Source organism: Mesorhizobium sp. M0207 (genome assembly GCF_040321995.1).
In the GTDB taxonomy this organism is placed as follows: domain Bacteria; phylum Pseudomonadota; class Alphaproteobacteria; order Rhizobiales; family Rhizobiaceae; genus Mesorhizobium.
Window position 1 is genome coordinate 141,766 of record NZ_JAMYSQ010000009.1, and the last position, 23,379, is coordinate 165,144.

15 protein-coding genes and 3 pseudogenes are annotated in these 23,379 nt (G+C 58.6%); 7 read left to right on the forward strand and 11 right to left on the reverse strand.

Features of this window, described 5'->3' with window-relative positions; genetic code table 11:
- Nucleotides 1-493: 493 nt before the first annotated feature.
- Complete coding sequence (locus NKJ15_RS15015) at nt 494-1,909, reverse strand: mannose-1-phosphate guanylyltransferase/mannose-6-phosphate isomerase (protein WP_352815976.1); 1,416 nt, start codon at nt 1,907-1,909, stop codon at nt 494-496.
- Nucleotides 1,910-2,151: 242 nt separating this feature from the next.
- Nucleotides 2,152-3,141, reverse strand: coding sequence for a nodulation protein NodZ (locus NKJ15_RS15020; protein WP_352726134.1), 990 nt, complete (start codon nt 3,139-3,141; stop codon nt 2,152-2,154).
- A gap of 798 nt (nt 3,142-3,939) precedes the next feature.
- Here NKJ15_RS15020 and NKJ15_RS15025 point away from each other — a divergent pair.
- From NKJ15_RS15025 to gmd, 3 genes and pseudogenes are all read left to right on the forward strand, one after another.
- Entirely contained in the window at nt 3,940-4,314 is a 375-nt protein-coding gene (locus NKJ15_RS15025) for a hypothetical protein (protein WP_352815978.1), read from the forward strand.
- A 482-nt stretch (nt 4,315-4,796) separates the two neighbouring features.
- Nucleotides 4,797-5,118, forward strand: a pseudogene (locus NKJ15_RS15030) (nodulation factor ABC transporter ATP-binding protein NodI); the annotation flags it as partial.
- Nucleotides 5,119-5,258: 140 nt separating this feature from the next.
- Nucleotides 5,259-6,329 (forward strand): GDP-mannose 4,6-dehydratase, encoded by a 1,071-nt coding sequence (gene gmd, locus NKJ15_RS15035; protein WP_023718702.1) that lies wholly within the window; start codon nt 5,259-5,261, stop codon nt 6,327-6,329.
- A gap of 124 nt (nt 6,330-6,453) precedes the next feature.
- Here the strand turns inward: gmd and NKJ15_RS15040 are convergent.
- Nucleotides 6,454-6,732: pseudogene (locus NKJ15_RS15040) on the reverse strand (integrase core domain-containing protein); the annotation flags it as partial.
- A gap of 922 nt (nt 6,733-7,654) precedes the next feature.
- On the opposite strand from NKJ15_RS15040, the gene NKJ15_RS15045 reads away from it, so the two are divergent.
- Both NKJ15_RS15045 and NKJ15_RS15050 read left to right on the forward strand, forming a co-directional pair.
- Entirely contained in the window at nt 7,655-7,927 is a 273-nt protein-coding gene (locus NKJ15_RS15045) for a hypothetical protein (protein WP_352547770.1), read from the forward strand.
- 99 nt (nt 7,928-8,026) lie between these two features.
- The gene (locus tag NKJ15_RS15050; protein ID WP_352815980.1) at nt 8,027-8,752 is read left to right on the forward strand and encodes a thermonuclease family protein; all 726 of its coding nucleotides are present in this window, start codon (nt 8,027-8,029) and stop codon (nt 8,750-8,752) included.
- A gap of 841 nt (nt 8,753-9,593) precedes the next feature.
- Here the strand turns inward: NKJ15_RS15050 and NKJ15_RS15055 are convergent.
- A pseudogene (locus NKJ15_RS15055) lies at nt 9,594-10,752 on the reverse strand (IS110 family RNA-guided transposase).
- Nucleotides 10,753-10,959: 207 nt separating this feature from the next.
- Nucleotides 10,960-12,315, reverse strand: coding sequence for a hypothetical protein (locus tag NKJ15_RS15060; protein WP_352637545.1), 1,356 nt, complete (start codon nt 12,313-12,315; stop codon nt 10,960-10,962).
- A 227-nt stretch (nt 12,316-12,542) separates the two neighbouring features.
- On the opposite strand from NKJ15_RS15060, the gene NKJ15_RS15065 reads away from it, so the two are divergent.
- Nucleotides 12,543-13,298 (forward strand): hypothetical protein, encoded by a 756-nt coding sequence (locus tag NKJ15_RS15065; protein WP_352815981.1) that lies wholly within the window; start codon nt 12,543-12,545, stop codon nt 13,296-13,298.
- 1,542 nt (nt 13,299-14,840) lie between these two features.
- Here NKJ15_RS15065 and NKJ15_RS15070 read toward each other — a convergent pair.
- On the reverse strand, nt 14,841-17,345 hold the full coding sequence (locus tag NKJ15_RS15070; protein ID WP_352518140.1) for a hypothetical protein: 2,505 nt from the start codon (nt 17,343-17,345) through the stop codon (nt 14,841-14,843).
- A gap of 311 nt (nt 17,346-17,656) precedes the next feature.
- On the opposite strand from NKJ15_RS15070, the gene NKJ15_RS15075 reads away from it, so the two are divergent.
- A protein-coding gene (locus NKJ15_RS15075; protein WP_352815983.1) for an IS630 family transposase occupies nt 17,657-18,600 on the forward strand; the annotation gives its coding sequence in 2 pieces (ribosomal slippage) (nt 17,657-17,993 and nt 17,993-18,600; 945 coding nt in all).
- Between the two features lie 175 nt (nt 18,601-18,775).
- On the opposite strand, the gene NKJ15_RS15080 is transcribed toward NKJ15_RS15075, so the two are convergent.
- Genes NKJ15_RS15080 through trbL form a run of 5 tightly spaced genes read right to left on the reverse strand, consistent with a single transcriptional unit; the run spans nt 18,776 to nt 23,360 of the window.
- Nucleotides 18,776-19,048, reverse strand: coding sequence for a DUF2274 domain-containing protein (locus tag NKJ15_RS15080; protein WP_352517831.1), 273 nt, complete (start codon nt 19,046-19,048; stop codon nt 18,776-18,778).
- An 11-nt stretch (nt 19,049-19,059) separates the two neighbouring features.
- Nucleotides 19,060-20,277 carry a TraB/TrbI/VirB10 family type IV secretion system protein gene (locus tag NKJ15_RS15085; protein WP_352816033.1) on the reverse strand — a complete coding sequence of 406 codons (1,218 nt, stop codon included), beginning with the start codon at nt 20,275-20,277 and terminating at the stop codon, nt 19,060-19,062.
- Between the two features lie 10 nt (nt 20,278-20,287).
- Complete coding sequence (gene trbG, locus NKJ15_RS15090; protein ID WP_352815985.1) at nt 20,288-21,316, reverse strand: P-type conjugative transfer protein TrbG; 1,029 nt, start codon at nt 21,314-21,316, stop codon at nt 20,288-20,290.
- Complete coding sequence (gene trbF / locus NKJ15_RS15095; RefSeq protein ID WP_352691362.1) at nt 21,306-22,037, reverse strand: conjugal transfer protein TrbF; 732 nt, start codon at nt 22,035-22,037, stop codon at nt 21,306-21,308. The genes trbG and trbF overlap by 11 nt, the downstream gene beginning before the upstream one ends.
- Nucleotides 22,038-23,360 (reverse strand): P-type conjugative transfer protein TrbL, encoded by a 1,323-nt coding sequence (trbL, locus tag NKJ15_RS15100; RefSeq protein ID WP_352691360.1) that lies wholly within the window; start codon nt 23,358-23,360, stop codon nt 22,038-22,040.
- Between the last annotated feature and the right edge of the window lie 19 nt (nt 23,361-23,379).

A 23,379-nucleotide genomic window follows, 5' to 3' on the forward strand; every position in this document is an offset into this window, starting at 1 on the left:
TTGCCGCCGTTCGCCGCACCTATCGATCGGAGGCCTTCCAGCCTCGCGATAGCCGCGCTATGTGGCTGCACACAACCTGACGACGGACAGGAGCAAGATTGGACATAGAAGCCAGCACAAGATCGCCCTCCCCCGGTCCTTGCTCGTTTTCATGCGAAAACAATCGAACTGAGTGCTGCGGGGATAGCGAGGTCGATTTGGCCCACTTCAGAGCGAAGTCGGCCATAAGCCATTGATATAATTTTGGTGGGCCCTGAGGGTGCTTGGAAAGTCAGAAATATCAAAGGCTATTCGACAGTGGGACTGTGTTGCGTTACTATGCTCTCCGGTCTTTTCCGGTTGATTTGTCCCACCCCTGATGCCGATTGCGGTCATTCGCCGCTGACTTGGTCAATTCCCGATTCCACAAGCATCCGGTCCTGAGTGGGCAGACGGGCTTCCTAGTGGTAATTAGTCAGCGACACGTTGACCGTTCTCGTCACGCGGGTGAAATCTACGTTCGACCATATACGTCGTCGAAGCGAACGATATCATCCTCGCCGAGATAATCGCCGCTCTGCACTTCAATGATCACCAGGTCAATTCTGCCTGGGTTCTCCAGCCGATGCTTATGGCCGCAGGGGATGTAGGCTGATTCGTTTGTCGCCAGGAACAACTCCTGCTCGCCATTGACGATTTTCGCGGAGCCGCTGACCACGACCCAGTGCTCCGAACGATGATAGTGCATCTGCAGGCTCAGCCGCCGACCGGGCTTCACCTCGATGCGTTTGATCTTGAAGCGCTCGCCTTCCTCAAGAACCGTGTAGGTACCCCACGGCCGGTGTACCGTGCTGTGGACCAGGTGAGCTTCATGTCCTGAAGCCTTGAGGCCCTCGAACAGCTTCTTGACGTCCTGAACGCGGTCGCGGGATGCGACGAGCAAAGCGTCCGGGGAATCGACGATCACCAGATCGCTGACACCGACCGTGCCGATGACGCGCTTGTCGGAGCTCACATAGCTGCCGGTCGTGTCGACCATATGCACATCGCCGCGTATCCTGTTCCCGCTTTGGTCGGGGGCGATCAAATCGGCCATTGCGTTCCAGGATCCGATGTCGTTCCAATCCATGTCGCAGGCAACCACGGCAAGTTTGTTCGTCTTCTCCATGACAGCGTGGTCGAGCGAGATTCGCGGGGCGGAGCCGAAATGCTCAGGCGCGAGTTCGATTTTGGCAAAGCCTTCGCCTTGACTGAAGCGGCCGTTCTCGTAGCTGTCGGAGACGGCCTGGATCACCGCGGGGCAATGCGATGCCATCTCGTCGAGCATGGTTTGTGCGCTAAAGCAGAAAATGCCGGCGTTCCAGAAGAAGCGCTTGGACGCGACATAGGCTTTGGCTGTGTCCAGATCCGGTTTTTCAACGAAACGGACGACTTTCTCACCATCCGCTTCGATATAGCCGAATGCCGTGTCCGGTCTGGTTGGGGTGATGCCCAATGTGGCGATCCGCCCGAGCTTCGCATGTTCGATGGCCCGGCACATGACGTCTAAAAATGCAGGCAGGTTGCCAACCATGTGATCGGCTGGGAAGACGCATAGAATCGCGTCAGGGCCTTGCGTTGCCTTGGCATGGATGGCGGCTGCCGCAACGGCTGCGGCCGTATCCCGGCCTTCAGGCTCGAGCAGAAAGGTGCGTGGCAGGACCACGGAATCTAGTTCGTCGAACTCGTCCTTGGTAAGGAAGAGGTGTTCCCCAGATGTCACGGCGACGAGTTCCACTACGCCCTTTATCGAACCGACGCGCAACACAGTGTGCTGCATCAGTGAATGCCCGTCTGCCACTTTGAGGAAAGGTTTAGGGTGCGATTGCCTTGAGGCGGGCCATAGCCGCGATCCGGCTCCGCCGCTGATGATGACGGGAACCACTTTCATATAACAACCTCGATTTCGTCTCTGGAGTGATTGCCCGCGCCCTTTCGAGCGTTAGCGTCACGATCGCCGTCGCTCTGGCTTGGTCTGCGGCCTCCGAGTAACAGCGAAGTTCTGGCGCGTTGCCGAACGGCCTCAGATGACGACGCTATCGGTATCGTACGACGCTTCCATGGCCTCGATGAGAAATGGACATTCAACTATGCCTGTTGGTTGCATCCGCCGAATTGTGCAGGTGACGGGTCTTAACTGAGACCAGAGATTCTTTGGCTGTCTTCTATCAAAATCAAACGACTTGGCTCCTTCAGATCGAACTCAATTACGCGTGGTACGAAAAGGCGTGCATATCGTGTAAAGGCGCTCGTCGGAGGAAACCGAATTACAGTATCGCAGCGCCCGAGAAGATACATCTCAACGAGGGCGGAAATTGCGCCGTCCATCCCAAGTGCTGCAGTGTGTAAGGGGCCGTCTTGATCGGATCGGAAATGCTTGGGGACGGTGAGAAGATCGGGAAACCTGGCCGACAGGTGATCCAGGATTTGCGCGCTGTCCGTGCACAAGAACAGCCGCACAGGCTTGGGGTGCGGTAACGCTTTAGCCTTATCAACCGCAGTGCACACTTGTCGAACGGCGAACTCCGGATCGGCCCAGTAAGGCGCATGGTCCATGATGTCTTCACCGTTACCATGTCGAACATGAACCCCGATGATGCTGTGCCCCTCAAAACATTCTTGGTAAATGGCATCTATGCGTGTTTGAATTTCAGACCGAGGCTTGACACTCTGGAAGACCTGCCGCTCGGCATCCTCATCGCAGCGCCACATCAAGCAAGCGTCACACACTACTGTGTTCGCTTCGACATCGTGTTCGGCCTGAAAGAGCTCGCCCAACTCGTCGCGCTCTTGGAAAATCTGCTCATCTGGGCGGTAAAGGCAGTCGATCGCTGGCCTATTCCACCACTCCGGGAAGAATGGACCCGGGAAGGAAAAGTCGTTGATCCGGTCGTCGCAAATAGCCGGTACGCCAGCGATGTCATTGATCGGTTGGAAGAACACCGGGAAGGCATTTGCGAAGGGTTGGTCGAGATAGCAGGACCCGCGCCAGTCGACGGCTAGCGTTCGTCCCGACCGCTGAGCGTAGCGCCAAGCGGCCGCCAGCGACCACAGACAATCACCGAACCCCGTACGCCTCTGAGAGACGACGAACCTGCGCTTTACCAATCCACTGACCTGCATTTTCGGAAATCTCGTTTCAGAGACGAGGTTGCATCTGGCTTGGGATCTCTTAATCGATACTAGTCGACCGTTACGCCGGGCGATTTGGTAGAGGCTGCGCGTGGGGCAGAAGAGCTCCCTCAGCACTGCCTATCCTTATCTCTGTGACGCTCGCAAATCTTGACGCCGGGTACACTCGCTTCCGGTTTAAATTCAGCGTTCTCTAATGCGCCCGGCGACATGTGTAAAATTGATTGCGTGAATGTGGCCCATCCATGTGATGGATACTTAGGCGTTCCTTGACCATGAGCCTCTGCTGACGTGGGGGCCGCGCTTTGCTAAGCGAAACAGCCGGTCGAGGCAGTCCACAAAGTCCCTTTTTCAAGTCCAATTCTTAACTGCCTCAACGTAACATGTCATTTGCGGGCGTTTCCTGAAGGACGGATGTGCAGGACCCGCCAGCCGTCGAATGTCAGGCACAGGCCATCCACGTCATTTATGGCCATCATGGCGTCCGGTCCCATCGAAAGATGCGACACGGCGCCCTCTGACGCTTTCAAGTGCGCCAACACGGCGCAACTCCTGCCGGATAGCTTTCGAGCCGGCTGGACTGAGCGACTGGCACGCGATGCTGTGCGACGATGGCCGAGAGAGGAATTTTGGCGTCTGCAGCCACGTGGAGGATCGTTCCGACGGTTCTGCGGGTTCTCGGTGTCAGAGCCGACACCTGTGCGAACCCGCTCTCGTCCGTTTTCGACAGGCCCTTGAGGTTCATGACCCTGTTGTTCGCCGAGATCACCCGCCAGTTCAGCGATCCAGGTGAAGATCGGCACGCCTGTCGATGCGGCGATCATCGCCTCGGCCAGCGAAGATGATGAAGAGGGCCATTGGGTCAAGCACAAGGGCCGACCAGCGTTTCATTGCTTCAAAGCCCATTTCGGTGCCTACGCCGATACGGCCCTTGTCGAGGAGATCGCCGTCACGGCGCCCACACCGAGGACGGCAACGCCGTTCCTGATGCTCTGCCCGACAATCCCGGCGAAGTGTTTGCCGACAGCGCCTACCGAGGCAATCATCTCGGCGACGCGGTGCGCGCCAAGGGTGGAAGGCCGCGCATCGTCGCAACCGCTATGTGGGGGCGCGACGAGGCCGAAAGCTCGACGCCTGGAACCAACCGATCCACAGAATTTGTAGTCGGTTCGAGAAGATCTTCGGTACCTGGAAACGAAGCTACGACCTTCGCCGGATGCGATGGCGAGGGCTGGCAAAGGCAGCCGTTCAAAGTCGCCGCACTGCGAATCGCCTACAGTATGAAACACAGTTTGATGGTCGCTTCGTCCCCCCATCGTTGAAGCCCAGCCACCGTTTTCCGGCTCGCCGCCCGAAATTCATGGAGGTCAATATGTGATGCCCTACCCGCGCTTTTCGCCGCCGTCTCAGATGTGCGGTTCGCCCGAAGCCGCCCACTGACACGAACGTTGTCTTCGCGCGGAGCGAAACCTCGCACCCACGACTTTGTGCCGCCGATGGTGCCGCCCTGCCCTGTCAAACAATCCATTTTATGGATGCACCTCATCCAAACAATCGATTTCACTGATCAAAACAATTTCCATTAGAAGACGCTGAAGCAGGCAAAGATTACTTGGTTAGCGCAAAAGAGGGTAAGGTGGAGTTCTAGTGTCGGCTTGGACCCACATGCCCGCTATTTTATCTGGGAACGGCTACTGCCCTGTTGGCGCAGGGCAAGACGATTCTACTGGCCACCCACTTCGTGGAAGAAGCGGAGCGGCTATGCAACCGACTGTGCGTGCTTGAGAACGGACGTAGAATCCCAGAAGGGCGTCCTCACTCGCTGATTGATGAGCAAATCGGGTGCGACGTGACTGAAATCTATGTCGCTCACCCCGTGAGCTGAGTTCGGCACTCAGGCCGCATGTGCGACTTAGGCAGGTTAGCGGCGAGACTCTGTTTTGCTCTGCCTCGAAGCAGGAGCAGGTGTGCTCGCTGGCTGACACTGTCAATGACGAGCTCCGCGCCGCATCTGTCGAAATCCTACCATAGGGTATGGGGCGGGCCGCAGTTTGCTGGCGGTGTGCGAGCCAGATTCGAAACTTCAACTACCATAGAGCAGGAAGAAAATGGGCGAGAACAGGAAAGTTGCTCTGGTTACGGGCATAACGGGACAGGATGGTGCCTATCTTACCCGTCTTCTGCTGGAAAAAGGCTACGTCGTTCATGGGATTAAGCGACGTTCCTCTTCCTTCAACACGGGTCGCATCGAAGACATCTACCAAGACCCGCACGATCCCGATCCGCGCCTAATTTTGCATTACGGTGACCTCACTGATGCGACTAATCTCATCCGAGTAGTTCAGGAATCCCAGCCAGACGAGATTTATAACTTGGCCGCTCAGAGCCATGTCCAGGTGTCGTTCGAAACGCCGGAATACACAGCAAACGCCGACGGTATCGGAACATTGCGACTTCTTGAGGCGATCCGCCTCCTCGGTCTGAAGGACAAGACCCGCTTCTATCAGGCCTCGACTTCAGAGCTCTACGGCCTCGTGCAATCCGTACCGCAGAACGAAACAACGCCCTTTTATCCGCGCAGCCCTTACGCCGCCGCCAAGCTCTACGCCTACTGGATCGTGGTCAACTATCGCGAGGCCTATGGTATCCATGCTTCCAACGGCATTCTCTTCAATCATGAAAGCCCACTGCGCGGCGAAACTTTTGTGACGCGCAAGATCACCCGCGCCGCCGCTGCTATCTACCTCGGCAAGCAGGACAAGCTTTATCTCGGCAATCTCGATGCTCAACGCGATTGGGGCCATGCGCGTGAGTACGTGCGTGGTATGTGGATGATGATGCAGCAGGATCAACCGGATGATTACGTGCTGGCGACGGGCAAGACGACCCCTGTCCGCCAATTCGTCGAATGGGTTTTCGAAGATGTCGGCGTCGAGCTCGAATGGCGTGGTGAGGGAGTCGACGAAAAGGGCTATGATGTCGAGACCGGCAGATGCCTAGTCCAGGTAGACCCACGCTACTTCCGCCCCACGGAAGTCGATCTTCTCCTGGGCGATGCCACCAAGGCGAAGGAGAAGCTTGGCTGGGTGCATGAGACATCCGTGCGCGAGCTCGCCGCGGAAATGGTGCGGGAAGACCTCAAGGTCATGCAGACATCGGTAATCATGAAGGAAGCATAGTGTACGACCTGAAGGGAAAAGCCGTGTGGGTCGCGGGCCACAAGCATGGTGGGCAGCGCTGTTGTAGGCCGCCTCGCGTCTGAAGACTGCAAAGTTATGGCCGCCCTGACGTTTCCCCCAAATTTTATCCAGTCTTGAGTTCGTTTCCGGGGGTGGATTTGCCCTGATGGCCAGTGGACGCGACGGGTGCTGGCGCGGAGCGTTTCACGTTGCGCAGCGCGAGCGACCGTCGCGGGTTGAAGGTCGATGCAGATTCGTTGGGTGTCTGCCATCCGATGTGCGAGTGCGGACGCGCGCCGTTGTAATCGGCGCGCCATACATTGAGCCTCGCGCGGGCCTGGGCCAGGGACGTGAACCGCGTCTCGTTGAGGAGTTCATCGCGAAGGGGCCCGTTGAAGCTCTCGCGTTAGGGTCCTAGCCAACCTCCGACTGTGAACTCGCGGAAGCGATTTACGGCAAGCGCACACAGCAGCTCGTCCACGGCGTTCGTACATGAAGTTTGGAAACTTATAATACTGGTACACACCTCCATGGGGGAACATTATCTCCAATATCTCAGCGATTACCGGATAGCTATCTGCCTTCACCTACCTCGGCCTAGTGCAGAATCTTGGCCGAATGAACTCGGCGCTCTTGCTGCACACCAATGGTCCGTCCCGCGCGAAGTGCGATCATACCGCCGCAGCTTACCTTCAAATCCGGCACTGGCGAGGATCTAGATCCAAGCCGACGGCGCCGGGGATCAAATAAAAAGCCGCCGACCGAAGCCAGCGGGCTTGATTGGGATGGCCCGCGCGGACGGTCAAGGCTGCGCCGGCCGACCATGGCGGAGGGACCACCTTGGTCAACGGCACGGCCCGATGACGGCGTGCCGATGTACCACAACATGCGGCGAGATAGAGCCTTCCGGCGTCGCGGAAAAAAGCCCGCCGGTTTTGAGCCAGCGGGCAAGTTCTGGAGTGGCTGAGATCAACCCAGCATCAGTCAACGACCGGCGGAAGAGTTGGTTGCAGTGGATGCCAGCTAGCCGCAGCATGCTGTGAATCGTAGCAATGTGAAAAACAAAACTCTGGACTTCTAGGTCGGACTCGCCCCAATATTTGTTTGGGGGAATTCACATGAAAATTGGAGCACTCATCGCAAGTGCAGCCCTGTGCGTCAGCGGCTGCTCTACGAGCACTGTCGTGTCGGACAGCGATCTCACGGCAATGAATACCGTTGCGCTATGTCACGTTCTCGCCAGCAGCACGGACGAACAGTATCGTAGCAGGGTAGCGGCCCTTCTAGTGCGCAGGGGCGCAACAGCAGAGAAGTGCACCAGGCTTGTGCAAACCGACAATGCTGTCGCGACAGGCATAGCGATCGCGGCTGTCGGCGGCGCAGTCGTGGGTGTCGCTGCCAACAACGGCTATGGAGGCGGAACATATTACCGGCCACCGCCACCACAAACCTATGGCGTCGCGTGGGACCAATTCTATGGCCAGAACTACAGCGTTATCTGGCGCTGCCGCGACCGGTCCACCGGGCGGTTCCTTGACGATTACTATTGCGCCGGCCTGCCCATGGTCGACAGCGCATGGCCGGGCTGGTCGGCGTAGCGGATGAGCAGGCCATACCGCAAATATCGATCCAATCGGTGGCAGAGACCCACCGGTGCCAAGCTGTGGCGGCCCCACCAACTTGCGAGCGTGCCGGCAATGCTCGGTCTTACGGCAGCGGCGGCGGTGGCCGCCTTCCTGGCGCCGTCGGGCGCGCAACGTAGCGACGATGCATCAAAGGCCAGCCCACGAAGGGCGGCGCCCGCCTCGCTTACCGGTGTCGCTTCCGTCATTGACGGCGATACGATCGAAATCCACGGCCAGCGCGTCCGCTTCAACGGCATCGACGCGCCAGAGAGCCGGCAGCTGTGCCGCGATGCGAATGGCGCCGAGTATCCTTGCGGCCGGCGATCGGCCGAAGCGCTGGACACTTTCCTGGCCGCGTCGAGGCCGCTCGAATGCACATTCGTGACGTGGGACCGCTACCACCGCTTTGTCGGCGATTGTCGGCGCGCCGACGGCGCGGGCGTGGCCGCCTGGATGGTCGAGCACGGCCAGGCGCTGGATTGGCCTCACTACAGCCAGGGCACCTATGCGGGGCAGCAGGCGCAAGCCCAAGCCTCAAAGATCGGCCTGTGGGTCGGGACGTTTCAGGCACCCTGGGAATGGCGCGCTGCGCACGCCGACGGCGCGGCACCGTCGAGTCGCCCGCTGGGCATCATCAGCCGTAAACTGCTCGCGCAGAGCGGCTATTCTTGCGAGCCGCGGAGAACGTGCAAGCAGATCGGTTCCTGCGACGAAGCCAACTGGTACCTGCAAAACTGCTCTTGGGGCGGAAAACTCGATCGCGACAAGGATGGGATCGCATGCGAAACACTCTGCTAGCTGAAATGCGAGCTACGGCCTGTTGGGCTTTCCGCTTACACCGATCCAACGAAGACCATCCATGGGCGGCGCGGTCTGCTAGCCCCATTTTTGACGAGGTATTCTATATCTGAAGGGCAGAAAAAGTTTGTTGCGGCAATAGAGAGAAGACGCCTTAACTAAGTGTTCAAAATCGTTAACATAGTTATTTTTCAGTGTATGCTGATAGGCGATCAAGGCGTGATGTTGTCCTGTCGGGGGTTCGAGTAAAATGCAGACTGTGATGAGTCAAAGCTGGCAAGCTATGGCAGTGGACCTACCGTGGTGCCTGGGCCCTAGTGATTGCGGTCGCAGCGATTGGTCTTACGACAGGTGTAGCATTAGGCGTACAAGCGTTTTCTGCAAGCGAGTCTGCCACTGCAATGGATTTGACGCTCGCCAGTGCACCCTTTCTCATGATGGCAATCGCGGAGCTCACCAAGAAAAATCCCCATAGCAATCGCCTGTGGTCCGCGGGTTCCTTCCTCGGGGACTTTCGTACGCCTGCCGGCGCCCGAAACTCTTATATGGGGATGGTCAACTACAAACGGCGTCACGTCGACATTCTCATGTACCTCCGGGCAATCCGCAGATCCATTCGATGGGTCCGTTTGCGTGACGCGGTTCGCGAACGAACCCAGTCCACCTTATATTCGGTCAGGGCGCATGCACCTGTTCCATGATCCCGCTTGCGGCGGATTCGGACCCAAGAGACGAAACCATTCTTCAACGGCGGCTGTTTGAGGCCATGAGTTTCGTCGGTTCGTCTACCGAGGATCTGCCAGGCCTGATTGGCCTGGAGACTGTTATGATCGATTGGCGTCTACGCTGATAGTTTCGTCAGGAGAGCTCCTTCTATAACGACTCCGGCGTTCACGTATTTCCACAGCGCAACAAGCAGTTTCCGAGCGAGGGCGATGATCGCCGTCTTCTTGTACCGGCCACCATTCTGGATGACTCGCGCCCTGAACCACTGGCTGAGTGCGGAATGGGGTTGATGGCGCACCCGGAGCCACGCAACCTGGACAAGCGTCGACCGGAGCCTAGGATTGCCGGACTTCGAGACTCCTGCTCGCAATTAATCTGCCCACTTTGCCAGGGCGTTGGCACCAAACCAGCGTAGGCGGCAACCTGTCGTCGATTGTCAAACTTGCGCGACAATCCCTCAGACCACAGGACGGCCGCGAACTCCGGACCTATTCCCTTGAGGCTGAGCAGCAGGGCCGGTGTTGGCTCATCTGCCGCGACGAGCAAGGCGTCGCGTGCCTCTTCAACATCCTTGATCTGCTGGATCAGCAACTCGATGCGATCCAGCTCGCGGCTGATCTGCGCCATGAGCGCTGGCGGCAGTGGACGCCCATCTCCGGTAATGAGCGCGTCGAGGCATTTGCGTCGATCGCCTTTCAACGGTTCGTATCCGGACACACCTTGGCTGAACAAAAGGCCCCTTTATCCTGTTGACGTGCCTGATCCGCTCGTTCGTCAGCGCCTTCCGCTCCCGCACCAACCGGCGACGGTCTTCCTCCTCCGGCGTTGGCACTCGCAACATCGCGCAAACCCGAGGCTCGCCGCGGTTGTAGGCCAACAACGCTCGAACCAGTGCTTCCCCATCAATCCTGTCGGTCTTGGCCCGCCGGCGGCGACGCGATGTGGCAATGGATGCCGGGTCCACGACATAACTCTCGATGCCTTCGCGTTCGAGGACCCGATGTATCCAGAATCCATCCAGACCAGCTTCCTGGATTGATATGACCCGGAAACGCTGCCCTGTCCGCGCTTCCGCCTTTCGTTGCAGCTCTGCGAAGTGATCGAGCAAACCCGGAATGTCGCCCCCCCGGCACGAGGTGTCTCGACATTCTCTCGCCCCCACCTGGCGAAAGCGAAGTCACGAGCCATTTTGAACGAGACAGCTCTAACGAGACAAATATTGCGGCAAGAACGACGCGGATAGCGGCCGGGGCTTTGGTGGTGTTGGCTTGCATGCTGACCTCCAGGTGATGTTTGGCGACTTCACTCTCGCAGAGCGCTGGTCGCCTTCCATCCCCATAGGATCTTCACGCCAGGTGACGGTCTGCTTTGGGTAGCATATGCAAAGAGCAGTCGTTCCGTTATTCCGTGAACGATTTTGGGATTTGGTACAAGTTCGCCCGTCCATGAGATTTTCCAGCTTAGGATCAGCTTTGCTAAGTCTATCCCTTGGCTGTTAACGGACGAGCAACTGGATCATCACTGAAATGAAGGATGATGTGATCGTCCTCCTCATCCAGATTCCGTGGAGCCATCTCCGCGCCTGAGATCGTCAGGCCCTTGTTGAGCCAACTAGCAAGAAAATTCTTTTCACCGTTTCTTTCACCGAGGAAGTATCGAAATTGTGCCTCGGTGATGCGTCCCGCCATAAGATCCAAGAACATCCGTGCAGGAATTCTCACGCTTTCCTGTCGCCCACTATTTGGATTCCTATCTCGAAGTTTGCTCTCCATACTCATTCCCAGATACCATCCCCTTGCCTTCGGCGAAAAACAGCCCTGACGGAATAACGACCTAACCTGATATCCAGCGAAGCGTGGAAGTGCCAAGGCTTCAAGGATTTTCGAGAGCGCCACACACGCATCTTCCCCCACGTCAGTATAGAAGCCCCGAGCCACCCATTTTCGTTCGCTACTCCCCATTCGCAGTTCTTTTCGCGGGCTCAATGCCACGACGCCGTCGATCTTCCGGTTATGTAATTGGACAAAGCGGTGAATAATCTGCCGCGCGGAAAAATTTCGTCCCCCTGGGTCATTTTCCCCGATCTTACCCATGCGGTTCAAAAGGGTCGACCCAACATCGGCGACGACGATGATGCGGACTGTTCCTGTTGTCGCCGCGCGAAGCTGATCTGCCTTTCGACGAAGAAGCGCGAAAAGCGGATTCTCCTCAAGCGAATAGGCCTGCGGCGGCAAGGATGTCCAGATGTTATGGTATCGGATCTGGCGATACGTCTTCCACTCCACTTCTACCAAAAGTCCCAGCTCACTTAGAGTGATTTTCTCTGACTTAAATCGATCTTCACGTACCCATTCCCTTAACCTCTTCCCCAGCTCTTCACTCAACTGAAAATCAAAAGGTGCCAAGACTTGTCGAAAGCTTCGTCCCTCGACGCGCTTTGTGGTTTCGCCGAAACGAAAATAGAGGTGGTGGCCCACTCCCTTGGACAGCCGATTGCAGAAGTCGATAATGGAAAGAGCAACACGGTCCATCGCCTCTTCTGGCGAAATTGAGTTATCCGTGGCCGCCGCGATCTCAACAGCAACTTGCGTGCCCAACACGACGGTCTCGGAGACGGCATCCGGCCGCCGGGTGTCACCCCACCACTCCGGCTCGACGACGATGTCGCCGGTGTTCGCAATCGCCCACAATATCGCCAATTCCATTTCGCCTGGCAGTGCCTGATCGACTTTCTTCGATTCGAGTCTCTGAACGAGATCGCAGAATTTCTCTTGATCGAGATAAGCCGAAAGGTCATCAAGCATCTGCTGGAGTCGACGCCGGGAGAATACGGGCATCAACAGAATCTTTGAGATGATGTCGGGTCGGCGCAGACCTTGTCGGAGTCCGTCACGAGCAGTTTGTAGAAGTCTTCGGAATTCTCGATTGCAAACGTGATTGCCTCCATCGGGTGAGGGGAGATGTCGTTTCAATGAACCTAACAGAATTCGACCTGGAGCAACGCCGGAGTCGCCGGATTCCCTCCCCGGGCAGGTGCATCTACTGCGGGGTCGTAGGAGCGCCGTTGACGGACGAGCACGTGATACCCTTCGCATTGGGCGCCAACAGCCTCGTCCTCAAGAAGTCTTGTTGCTCCGATTGCCAAAAGATCATCCAGAAATACGAGCAAGAGGTGCTTAAGAAGCAACTCGGGGTGTTCAGGGCGCAGGTGGATGCCCCAACCAGGAACAGAAAGGATCGACCTTCCGACGTCCCAATGCATTTTGTCGAGGTCAACGAACAGGGTCAACCTATACGGAATCTCGGCAAGCGCAGAGTCGTCTTGGCAGAGGCGCCCTTGATGATCAGCCTCTGGTCGTCGCCTCTCCCCAAGCTGCTCAACCCTAGCTGCGCCGGGTCGGCGCCAATTGGCCAACCTTGGAACTACGTCGATCGGCAGGCTATGGCGAGCATAGTCAAGCAGGTTGCGGAAGAGACTGGAGCCAAGCACGTGGCAGTGAAGGTCGGTGAAGTCAATCGTCGGCACTACCTGCGGTCGCTGGCGAAAACGGCACACGCCTATGCCGCCGCCGAAATGGGCATGGATGCTTTCGACCCGCTGCTTGTAGACCTCATCCTCAGCAGACGCGATGAGGTCGAGACCTTCGTAGGTGATCTCCCGCATGAAAGCCCGTTTGAGGCCGATGACTCCCATACGCTCCAAATAGCCATTGGCGAGCCCCTCGATGGACCAGGGGCAGGCTATCTCGTCGCCCGAATCGTCCTATATCCAACGCTCGGAAGCCCAGCGCACGTAGTGATCTTGGGGCGACCGCGGTAGAGACTGATACCTTGCGGCCATTTGCGCGCCGCGACTACCCGCTCTATCAGGACACTGCAGCGACCCCAGCGGACCAGTAGCTTTCAGGTCTGGGCGACGCCCATCGCTATGGCCGAGATGGGCGCGCTCCTGCCCGGCAGCAATGTGGCCGATACCGGACTGTGCGGTTTCGGTCCGGACTCGCGCCAAGCTACCATTCCGCATCCGACCCATAGCGGAAATCTGCGCTAGGAACTCGGATCGCTGAAGCCTCGGTCAGACGCGCGCTTTAACGGCGAGACGCGCAGCGGCTCGTTCCATGCAAACGCGTGTTTAAGGGGTCGAAACGGCAGCAGCGGTGTTAGCAATGGTGTGTGGAAATACACTGCCGCGGTGGTCCGGTGAGTGCCGCCACGCCGGCGCCCGTACCGCTCGCGCGAGATCGGGCCAACCACCGGCAATAAACCTGGAGGGCGACCAGCTCGGCGAGCTTGGCCGCGACGTCTGCCCTCGGCTCCTCTGCAGTGCTCAGGCCGCTTCGCGAGCCGAGCAGGAGGCTGACTTCGCGGAGAGCTTCATACGTCGTGTCATGCACAATGGGAACGAGCAGGTCTCGCGCTAGGAGTGCCGAAAGCTCTTTGTCGGCGATGAACGCGGCGCGGCAGCGCAGGGGTCACAAGCACGATCCCCGCGCGACTTCGCCAGTCCCTTGTCGATTTCGCGGAGCAACGGCGTACCAAGGCCACGTCCTTCTCGCTGAACCAGACCGAGACACCGCGCGACTCGAGCAGATCGTGCAGCTGCTTGGCAGCCCCGCTCCGGGCGTCCCATGCGTGGCAGAGAAAGACGTCCCGACTGTCCGGCAGGGACGCTCGATCTCGACGCTGCTGCGGACCGGCGCGAGTGCCCGCACCTGTGCGTCCGTGTACACCACGGACGATCCTGCTCGCGACCAGCGAGGCCTTACGCTGCTGCCGGACCTGCCGACGCTGCTGCGGCCGCCCCCGCCGCTCCCCGACGGGGAGTAGTAGGACGGGGACGAGTACGACCCGTAGCCGCCGTTGCGGCCATAGCCATAGCCGGCACCGCATGTAGGGCAGGCCGCCGCGCCGCTCGTTGTGCGATGGCCATGTACTGGTGCTGTGCATCTTGCCATGTGGCGGACGATACTAGGTATCACTGCCGCTCTCAATCGCTTCGGAGAGCGGCTTGGGGCCGTGACGTGACGGTCCGGACTACGAAAAACTTTGCGGTAAGCCGCTCTTCGGCCCAATCTCTGCTATTCTTCCCGATTGCCCAATCGTTCCGATGGCCTTCTCGATCGAAGCCACGCACACTGGTCTATGGGTGCTTGGGTTTCCTCATCAATCAAACCCATGAGGACGCATAGGCCCCAATCGTGTCCGTCAGTTCTATTCAAATTGTGGGCGGCGATCGTCCGAATTGAGAGTTCATTCCAACGTTCTGGAAACAGCGAAACAGCCCGAATTATTGCAGCATCTCGGATTTGAAACGCTGTTCGATGTCGACGATTTGTGAGTCCGCAAGCAGCGCCGAGTCTGACTATCGACCTGCCCGGGGGCGCCTTCCGCGGATATCGGACTGCCGCTTTGCGCTGGCAAGCACGCGCGTCTTGGCGGCTTGGAATGTCTGGTGGGACTTGTGCGCAAACATTTCGGTTTCAGGCATACCCAACGAATAAAGCGATCGCTCGCGATCTTCTTCCGATCTGAGGTAGGTGATGTATTCGCCGACGCGGTGCAATCGAACCTTTACTCGCTCCAACCGGTCTCCCTTGATGAACAGGCCGTACTCGCGGCGCGCGGCTTCAGCCAGGTAGTTGTTCACGGTCTCGTTAAAGACGGCGCTGTCCGTACAAATCAAGTCAAGATACGTGAAATCATAGGCGAGCTCTTCATACATGTAGAGCCCGTAGTTCGTGATCTTGATCGAGTCCACTTCATCTGAATAGGCGTCCACCCTGTTGTTTGATTCCACGAAACCATGCTTGAGGAGTATATCGGCATTTTTCACGAAATCGTCCAACATGTTGAATGTCTCGGCGAAGTACGATTTCAATTCCGAAACTGACATATAGGCTGGCGCAGAGCCATCTATGTTCTTTGACAGTTTGCGGAGAATTCGCAGTCCGGTGAAGTGTGAGCCGTGACGAGCGTACCGGATTTGATAGATGTTCGGAATATCGCTCAACCCCTCGTCGTAGAAGTAGCGGGTGGGTATCATCACCGGCTTTATGACCTGGTGGATTAAGAAATTCCAGGTGCCGGCTGCGAGCATTTCTTCCACATTTGTGTAGCCGGACAGCAGGAAGCTGCGGAACAGGTCAAGCGACAGACGGATATCGCCATGCGCACAAGCGGTGAGAAAGCTGTTCAGCGGCGAGGCCGTACCCATGAACTCTCGACAGAGAATGTTGAGGTACTTGCAGCAGTCGTCGACCGTCGCTTTATCAGCGCCGTGGATGAAGTCACTTCGCCGCGCCTCGTTCTCCAGAAGGCCCACCGTGTAGGCGAGGCGCTTCTTGAAGACCTCTGCGGGCTTGGGTGAGCTGATATGGAAGCCGGCGTTTTGAAACGCGTCCAAAACACCGTGAATCTTTGAGTTATAAAACCTCTCTTCTCGCATCGAAATCAGCGTGACGCAGCCAAGCTCGTCCGCAATCTGCTGCGCCGAAGCGAAGCAAAAATCCTGCGTCGGGCCTGCGTACTGGTCAGTGTTGTCGACAACGACAATTATGCCTTTGGCCCGATCTTTCCAGTAGTCCACCAACTGACGCGCGCAGTATGTTTTGTCCAACTTCCATTCGCTGATTAAATTGTTTAGTCGCAGATTATATGCTTCGGACGCCTTCGGCAGGCCAGAAAGCTCCTGTTTCGAAGCAGTCTGGAAACGATCGGAAAACAGCTTCGCGATGAGCGTCGAACGATCCGATTCCAGGATGCGGTCAACGTCGAGACTTCGAACAAGAATATCCCAGATGGCGACCCGTATACCCTCAATGTCTTCTGGTATTTTCAGGAGATCCACAATCGCGACCACCGAGTGGTCCTTTAGCCACCGCGGCGGATTGTGGTGCAACAGACGTTTGATAAAGGTGGACTTGCCCGACCCCTTCCCGCCGAAGAGAACCAGCACCTCGCCTTTGCGGCCCTTCTTGATGTTCTTGGTCAGCCTGCCCCCAAGTTGTCCGCCTTTGCCGGTCTCATCGAGTTGCTGAACGCCATACGACTGGAAGTAGGGAGAGAGAGAGTCGTGGATAAGCGTGCGCATACCGTCGTAGGACGCCTGCGAATCCCTCTGAGAAACGTAGCACCGCTCCATGAATTCGGTGTCGTCATCCCCAATAATGCCGAAGTAGTGATTGATTATAGGGCGGAGGGTAGAGGCGAGCCGATTGGCGGTGATTGTGTGAGAATAGGCCGGAATGTCGTCTTTAGGAAAATAGAGCTGCCGGTCTTTGGGAGGAGCGCTTGTTAATAGGGAAACAAGCGAAGAGTTCTCCGTTATCGCCTTGAATGAGAGCGCGTTCACCGCGCGCGTGTATTCCTTCGCGAAAAACGTGAGGTCTCTCACCACAAAGGCAGAGAGTGTTTCCCAGCGCTTTGCCTTCTCGAAGGTCTTGAAGAGCACCCACTGAATGCCGTTCGTGATACAGGCATATTCGCAGCCCGTATCAAAGCAGTACCTGCGAACCTGCCCCATCGCGTCATTGATGTTTGGATCGGAAAGCAGCTTTTGGATAGATATGTAGCTCGATACCTCGCCAGCAGTGGCCGCATCCGGAAGCTCGAAAAACACACCATCCTTCTTTGCCTCGATGAAGATCAGATCGTCGCCATTGGCCTTTTTGAGGATGTAGTCCGCGAACCCGGGCCGAATGTACTCCTCTGTCGCCACGCGGTTCTTCGGCCAAGCTAGGAATTCATGCAGGACGGTATCAATCACCTTGTGGCGCGTATCTGCCTCATTGTGATCTCGCGTGGCCGACCACTGTATCAGATCGGTAATACTGGTCATTTTGTCAGGCGATGCGGCAGGCTGGTTCATTCTTGTTTCTGAATCCCACTCTTCGCTATTGCGAAAACTCTCGCCTGACGGCGCAAGTGAGCGCCATTCAACATTTCCAGCTTGTGACCATATCTAGGATCCCTTCTCAAGCAAGTGGTGCCAGTGATTCGACCACCCCTATCGAAATCCCGCAGAAAGAGTCGGGAATGAACCCAGACGCCCTGTCGTGCGCGTCAGCAGTGAATGTCTGCTTTCAATTCTTCTAGAGCACGTCCTGTGATCGATGAATCGATGTGATGTGACGGCTGCGTTTTGTGCTGATTCAACATCCACCTCGATGGAGGTGGACGATGGGAAGAGCATTGAGCGGTGATCTTCGGTCGCGGGTCTTGAAGGCTTCGGACGAGGGCATGTCGGCGCGGCAAGCGGCGGCGCGGTTCGGCGTGGGAGTGTCCAGCGCGATCCGCTGGATTGCGCGGGCGAAGATCGGCGAACTGGCGCCACGCCCGCAGGGCCGCCGCCGCGCCTCCAGCCTCGATGCGCATGAAGCCTTCATCGTCGGGCTGATCGAGGAGCGCAAGGACATCACGCTGAACGAGATGGTGGAGCGGCTCGTCGCCGAGCAGTCAGTGCGGATCAGCCGCAGCGCCTTGAGCGCCTGGCTTCGCGGTCACGGCTGGACATTCAAAAAAAGTCCGCGCACGCACTGGAGCAGGGTCGCCTCGACATCCTGAAGCGGCGCCGGGACTTGTTCGACGGCCAGCTCGATCTTGATCCGGCGAAGCTCGTGTTCATCGATGAGACTGGCCTCTCCACAAAGATGGCCCGCCTGCGTGGAAGAGCGCCGCGCGGCGAGCGCTGCCGGGCCGGCGTGCCGCATGGCCACTGGAAGACCACGACCTTCACCGGAGCGCTGCGGCTGACGGGCATGACTGCGCCCTTCGTCTACGACGGCGCCATGAACGGCAACGTGTTCCTGGCCTATGTCGAGCAGGTGCTGGTCCCTACATTGTCGGAGGGCGACGTAGTCGTCATGGACAACCTGCCCGCCCACAAGGCCGCCGGCGTGCGCGACGCGATTGAGGCCGCAGGTGCGAGCCTGCTCTACTTGCCGCCCTACAGTCCCGACTTCAATCCGATTGAGAACGCCTTCGCCAAACTCAAGGCGCTGCTGCGAGCAAAGGCCGAGAGAACCATCAAGGCTCTCTGGGACGCGGTCGGCGCGGTCGTCGACCTCTTCACCCCAGCCGAATGCGCCAACTACTTCAAAGCCGCAGGATATGAACCGGATTAAACAGGACGTGCTCTAGCGCAAACGCCAATGACCGATTTGGGCGCAGAGCCGGCATTGGTTCGGGGCAGATCAGCTCGTCTATTGTGCCCTATGTTTCGGCTTGCCGCCGGCAAATTGCTTCAATGCATTTGCCCGCCTAGAAAGGTGCCCCCTCGGATTCACTGGTCGCTGTCACTTATTCGGACCCTGAAATTGCCTGCCGCCGCGATTTCTCTGACATGTCGACGACAGGGAGCCCTTCCTTTCTGGCCTTGGCAAACGCTCGATCGCTTTCCAGGAACTCCGCCAGCATGAACGGGATCAGTTCCGCTACCGATTCGGACTCGCCATAGGTCTGACGATAAAGCGCCGCATAGTCCTTCAGTGCTTGGTTCAGGTCTGCACTTACGCTTATGGTGATCTTCGAAGGTGTCCGATCCGGAAGTTTGCCGAGTTTCAGATTGGTCATGATGACTCCAGTCAATTCGGGTACGGCCGTAGCACAAGATCCTTGTGCACGATGGCGCGCAGTGGCCAACCAGGGCGGACGGTGATCGTGGGCTGAATATTGAGGTTCTTCTCGGTGATGCGCTGGCCAGCTCGACTGACGTTCTGCTGAGCGGATTCGCGGATTGCTTTGACCAGGTCGCTTTCCTCTTCCCCGAGGCTCAGCTCCGTGCCGACCCCTAGCAACGTGGCCAGCGCAACGCCTTTGATCAGCTGCCAGGTGTGGAAATCCACCTTGTCCTCAAGCCCGGCATAGCCGGCGGTGTCCGTCGCCGGCAGATTGTCGATTTCGATCGAAGAGCCGTCGGGCAGCAGTATCCGTTGCCAGACCAGCAGCGCGCGCCTTTGTCCATAGGCAACAACGCTGTCATAGGTGCCAATCAGGCGAGAGCCTTGCGGAATGAGCAAGGTGCTGCCGGTGACTGTGTCGTGCACATTCTCGGTGACCTGTGCGACGACGAGGCCGGGCAAGTCGGAATTGATGCCAGTGATCAGGCTCGCTGCGATGACGCTGCCGGCCATCAGCTGATAGGGCGAAGCCGGCGTCTGCAGTGCATGCAGATTGTAGATTCCACTTGTGTTCCGCTGGCCGACAAAATCGAGCTTGCGCTGTTGATTGTTTTGGTCGCCCTCGGCCGGTGCAACGGAAGCTGAATCGCGTGCGGCATCGGATTGTGGAGCCGTTGCCTCAAAGGGTGGACGCCCGCCCTGCCCGTTGCCGGCGGCATCTGCTTGCCGGGGTCGATTTTCGATCCGGAAGAAGACTTGCGATTCGCGCGCCTCGATCGCCTGCTGTGCAAGGCGCTGCTCCTCCGCCGAAACCTCCTGGCCCGGCGCGATGCCCAGCTGGCGTTGGTGCTCAAGGATGGGGCGGCCGAGGTCGCCGGGCAGCGGTGGTCCAAGCACCGGAGGCTTGGGCTTGATCCCGGAATAGTCCTTAGGCAGCCTTTCAATTGCCTCCGCGGTTGGCTTCCGCTCAGTGTTGTAAAGCTCTTCAGCCTGCTCTTTGATGCGCAGTGCCGGTCCCTGCAGCGCCATCATGGTGACGCCTAGAACGGTCCCGGAACCAACAGCAGCAATGGCGACAATAATGCTGCGCTTGAAGCGCACAGCGCGGCGAGGCGAGGCCCGCAGCTGCAGCTGTTCTGGATCGAGTTTCGGTGGAGCATCGGAGCGGGAAGTATCCGTCATGGGCCGTCCCTCACCTGCTGGAACGCGAAAAGAGCAATATCCGCCTCGGCGCTTGCCTGCCGTCGGTCCTCGTAATGCGCACCACCTGCTGCTGCTTGGCGCCGAGGCGCAGTTCGGCTGCGGCGAAGAGGCGATCGACGATGTAATAGTTGCCCCGTATGCGGTAGTTGACGAGCTGGTTGTCCCCGTCAGCACCGACGATGAAGAGCGGCGGAGCCTCGCCCTGATCGATGCGGCGCGGAAACTCGATATAGACCTTGCTGCCATCATCGAAGGCGCGCGTCGGCCTCCAGGGCGGCATGTCGCCCGTAATCGAATAGCGGAAGCGAATATTTTCGAGAGCCACATTCGACGCCACTGGCATAGCGGCGTCGGCCTGCGCATTGCGCCGGCGTAGCGCGATGATCTGGTCCTCGCTGTAAGTCCAGGAGATGGCTGCCATGGCGGTCTTATCCGTGCTTTGAAGCTGCAGGTGATAGCTTCGCCGGTCCGTGGTGATCACCAGATTGGTGGCAAGTCCTGGCGCGAAGGGCTTCACCAGCACATGGGTGCGCTGGTCATCGCCGGAGCCACTGACGGTGTCGCCAATTACCCAGCGCACTGTATCGCCGGCCGACACGGATTGGAGTTTCTCCCCTGATTGCAGAGCGATATCGCTGACGCGCTCCGGTGCGGCATAGAGCTGGTAGAGCGCGCCTTCGGCAAAGGGGTAAACCTGCACCGCATTCACATAGCCATATTTGGTGGGTTGCTGCGTCGCCGCCTTGTTGGCATCGGCGACACGTTCTTCAGGCGAGCGCTTGTCTTCAGCAGCCTTGCCCGGCTCGGGCTGCAACTGGCCGGGCAGCGGCAGCGGTTTCGGCACTTCCACGACCTTGACGGGCTTCTCCGGCGCCTTCTCGATTGCCGCCGGTTGGAACTTGGCAGCATCATAGGAAATCTGAGGTGGCGGCACCGGCTTCGAGGCACAGGCGGAGATGACCGCAGCCGACGTCGACAGGACCAGCGCAGCGCGGAGCGACGAGAGTCTATTTATCATTGGCGGACTCCTTTGGGGGAACGGAAGTCTGCGCGGCACTGTCGAGCTCGCGCGACCAGTCGATGGCATTGATGAAGACGCCGAGCGGGTTTTTGCGCAGCTGATCGGTATTGTTCGGCGGCCGGATCACAATGGTGAGGATCCCGGTCCAACGCGTTGTGCTGGCGAGGCTGCCGCGCTCAAAGACCTGCTCGGTCCATTTGACTTGAAAGGAGCTGTCGGACGCTCGAACCACGCTCGTCACCTGCACCGAGACGCTGCGCGTGCCGATCTTGCCGAACGGATCATTGGCCTTAGCGTACTCGTTGAGAAAGAGGGCTGCACGGTCGGTGGCAAAGTCGTAGGCCGAGAGCCAATTCTGCCGCACCAGCACCGCATCGGTGGAGACGGAGCGGACATTCTGGATGAAATGGCCGAGATGCCAGGCAATCTGGGCATCGTCGGGCTCGTAGGTTTGGATTGCCGGCGCGACAGCCCGTGTTTCACCGAAGCGGTCGACCTCGACAACATAAGGCACGACGCGGCCCTGCATCGACTGCCAGAAGAGTCCACCGGAGAGCCCGATGGCCAGAGCGAGGCAGCCAAAGGCCATCAGGCGCCAGTTCCTTGCCTGCACGCGCGCAGTGCCGATGCGCTCGTCCCAAAGCTGGGCCGCCTTCTGGTATGGTGTGACGGGGTGGGGCGTCTTCCCGTAACGCTGAACAGGTCGCTTGAAGAGCATCTAATCTTCCTTATCGTTGAGAGAGGGGTTGGCCCCGCTTCCACCCCGATCGCCATCGCGGACGGCCTGCGTGGCGGCGTGGCGATGGGCGCGCGCGGTCTGTTCGGAACGCAAGCGCCTCGCCCACGCCGGCGCGGCATTGGCACCTGACGCGGCAGGGTTTCCGGTCATTGATGCGGTCGGCGTGCCGCCCGTCGAGGTCCAGGCGGCATCGCGGCCGGCATCGGCGTTGCGCCGGAATGGTTCTGTTGCAGATCGCATTCCCCGCATCGCGGCGCCGCCAGCTGCACCGGCAACGCCCTTCAGTCCAGCAGCTACGCCGGAGAGGCCGGACTCGGGCGATGTTGCACGCCCCATCTGCCAAGCTGTGGAAGCAGCCGATCCCATGGCCGTTCCGGCTCGAACGGCGGCGAGACCGCCGCCGGTTGCCATGCGCGCGCCGGCAAGCGTCGCACCTCCGGCAACGAGCGTTGATCCGGCGGCCGCCGCGGTGGTTCCGAGTGCGGCGCCGGCGCCCAGCTGCGGCGCGCCGGAAACAAGACCCGAGGCGATCCCTGGCCCGAAAATGCCGAGCCCAAGCAGCGCCAACGCGCCCAGTACCTGTGACATGGCCGCGGCCAAGTCCGGCTCCTTGCCTTGCAGCGCGGAAGCGAACTCGCCGAAGAGCGTAGAGCCGATGCCGACGATGACAGCAAGCACCATCACCTTAATGCCCGACGAGATCACATTACCGAGCACGCGCTCGGCCAGAAACGCCGAGCGGTTCCAGAGCGCGAAGGGCACCAGAACAAAACCGGCCAATGTGGTGAGTTTGAACTCCAGGATGGTGATGAAGAGCTGAATTGAAAGAATGAAGAAGGCGATGAGGACCAGAAACCAGGCGAGAAGCAGCACGAAGATGGTCAGCGCGTTGCCAAAGATCTCGGGGAAGCCGACTAGCTGGCTCGCTTGATTGAGCAGCGGCCAGGCGCCCTCGAAGCCGGCCGCGGCAATGCGGCCTGGCCGCAGGAGACTGTCGGCGGACAGATTGCCGGCCGATGCGTTGATGCCGAGCCCGGCAAAGGAATGGTAGATGATGTCGGCGAGGTTCTTAAAATTGTTCAGGATGAAGGCGAAGGCGCCGACATAGAGCACTTTTCGGACAAGCCGGCCAAGAACATTGGGCTCGCCGCCGAACGCCCAGACCAGGCCTGCCAGCGTGATGTCGATGCCGATCAGGATGGTGGTGAGAAAGGCGACGTCGCCCGAAAGCAGACCGAACCCGCTATCAATATAGCGGGTAAAAGTCTCCATGAAGCGATCAATGACGCCGAGGTCATTCATGTCGCCGCCTTCCTCGTTG

Bases quoted from the DNA above. Each gene is read 5' to 3' on its own strand.
- NKJ15_RS15060 (WP_352637545.1), bottom strand. From the start codon at position 12,315: ATGCCCGTATTCTCCCGGCGTCGACTCCAGCAGATGCTTGATGACCTT.
- NKJ15_RS15070 (WP_352518140.1), bottom strand. From the start codon at position 17,345: ATGAACCAGCCTGCCGCATCGCCTGACAAAATGACCAGTATTACCGAT.
- trbL (WP_352691360.1), bottom strand. From the start codon at position 23,360: ATGAATGACCTCGGCGTCATTGATCGCTTCATGGAGACTTTTACCCGC.
- NKJ15_RS15085 (WP_352816033.1), bottom strand. From the start codon at position 20,277: ATGACGGATACTTCCCGCTCCGATGCTCCACCGAAACTCGATCCAGAA.
- trbG (WP_352815985.1), bottom strand. From the start codon at position 21,316: ATGATAAATAGACTCTCGTCGCTCCGCGCTGCGCTGGTCCTGTCGACG.
- trbF (WP_352691362.1), bottom strand. From the start codon at position 22,037: ATGCTCTTCAAGCGACCTGTTCAGCGTTACGGGAAGACGCCCCACCCC.
- gmd (WP_023718702.1), top strand. From the start codon at position 5,259: ATGGGCGAGAACAGGAAAGTTGCTCTGGTTACGGGCATAACGGGACAG.
- NKJ15_RS15050 (WP_352815980.1), top strand. From the start codon at position 8,027: ATGCTCGGTCTTACGGCAGCGGCGGCGGTGGCCGCCTTCCTGGCGCCG.
- NKJ15_RS15080 (WP_352517831.1), bottom strand. From the start codon at position 19,048: ATGACCAATCTGAAACTCGGCAAACTTCCGGATCGGACACCTTCGAAG.
- NKJ15_RS15015 (WP_352815976.1), bottom strand. From the start codon at position 1,909: ATGAAAGTGGTTCCCGTCATCATCAGCGGCGGAGCCGGATCGCGGCTA.
- NKJ15_RS15020 (WP_352726134.1), bottom strand. From the start codon at position 3,141: ATGCAGGTCAGTGGATTGGTAAAGCGCAGGTTCGTCGTCTCTCAGAGG.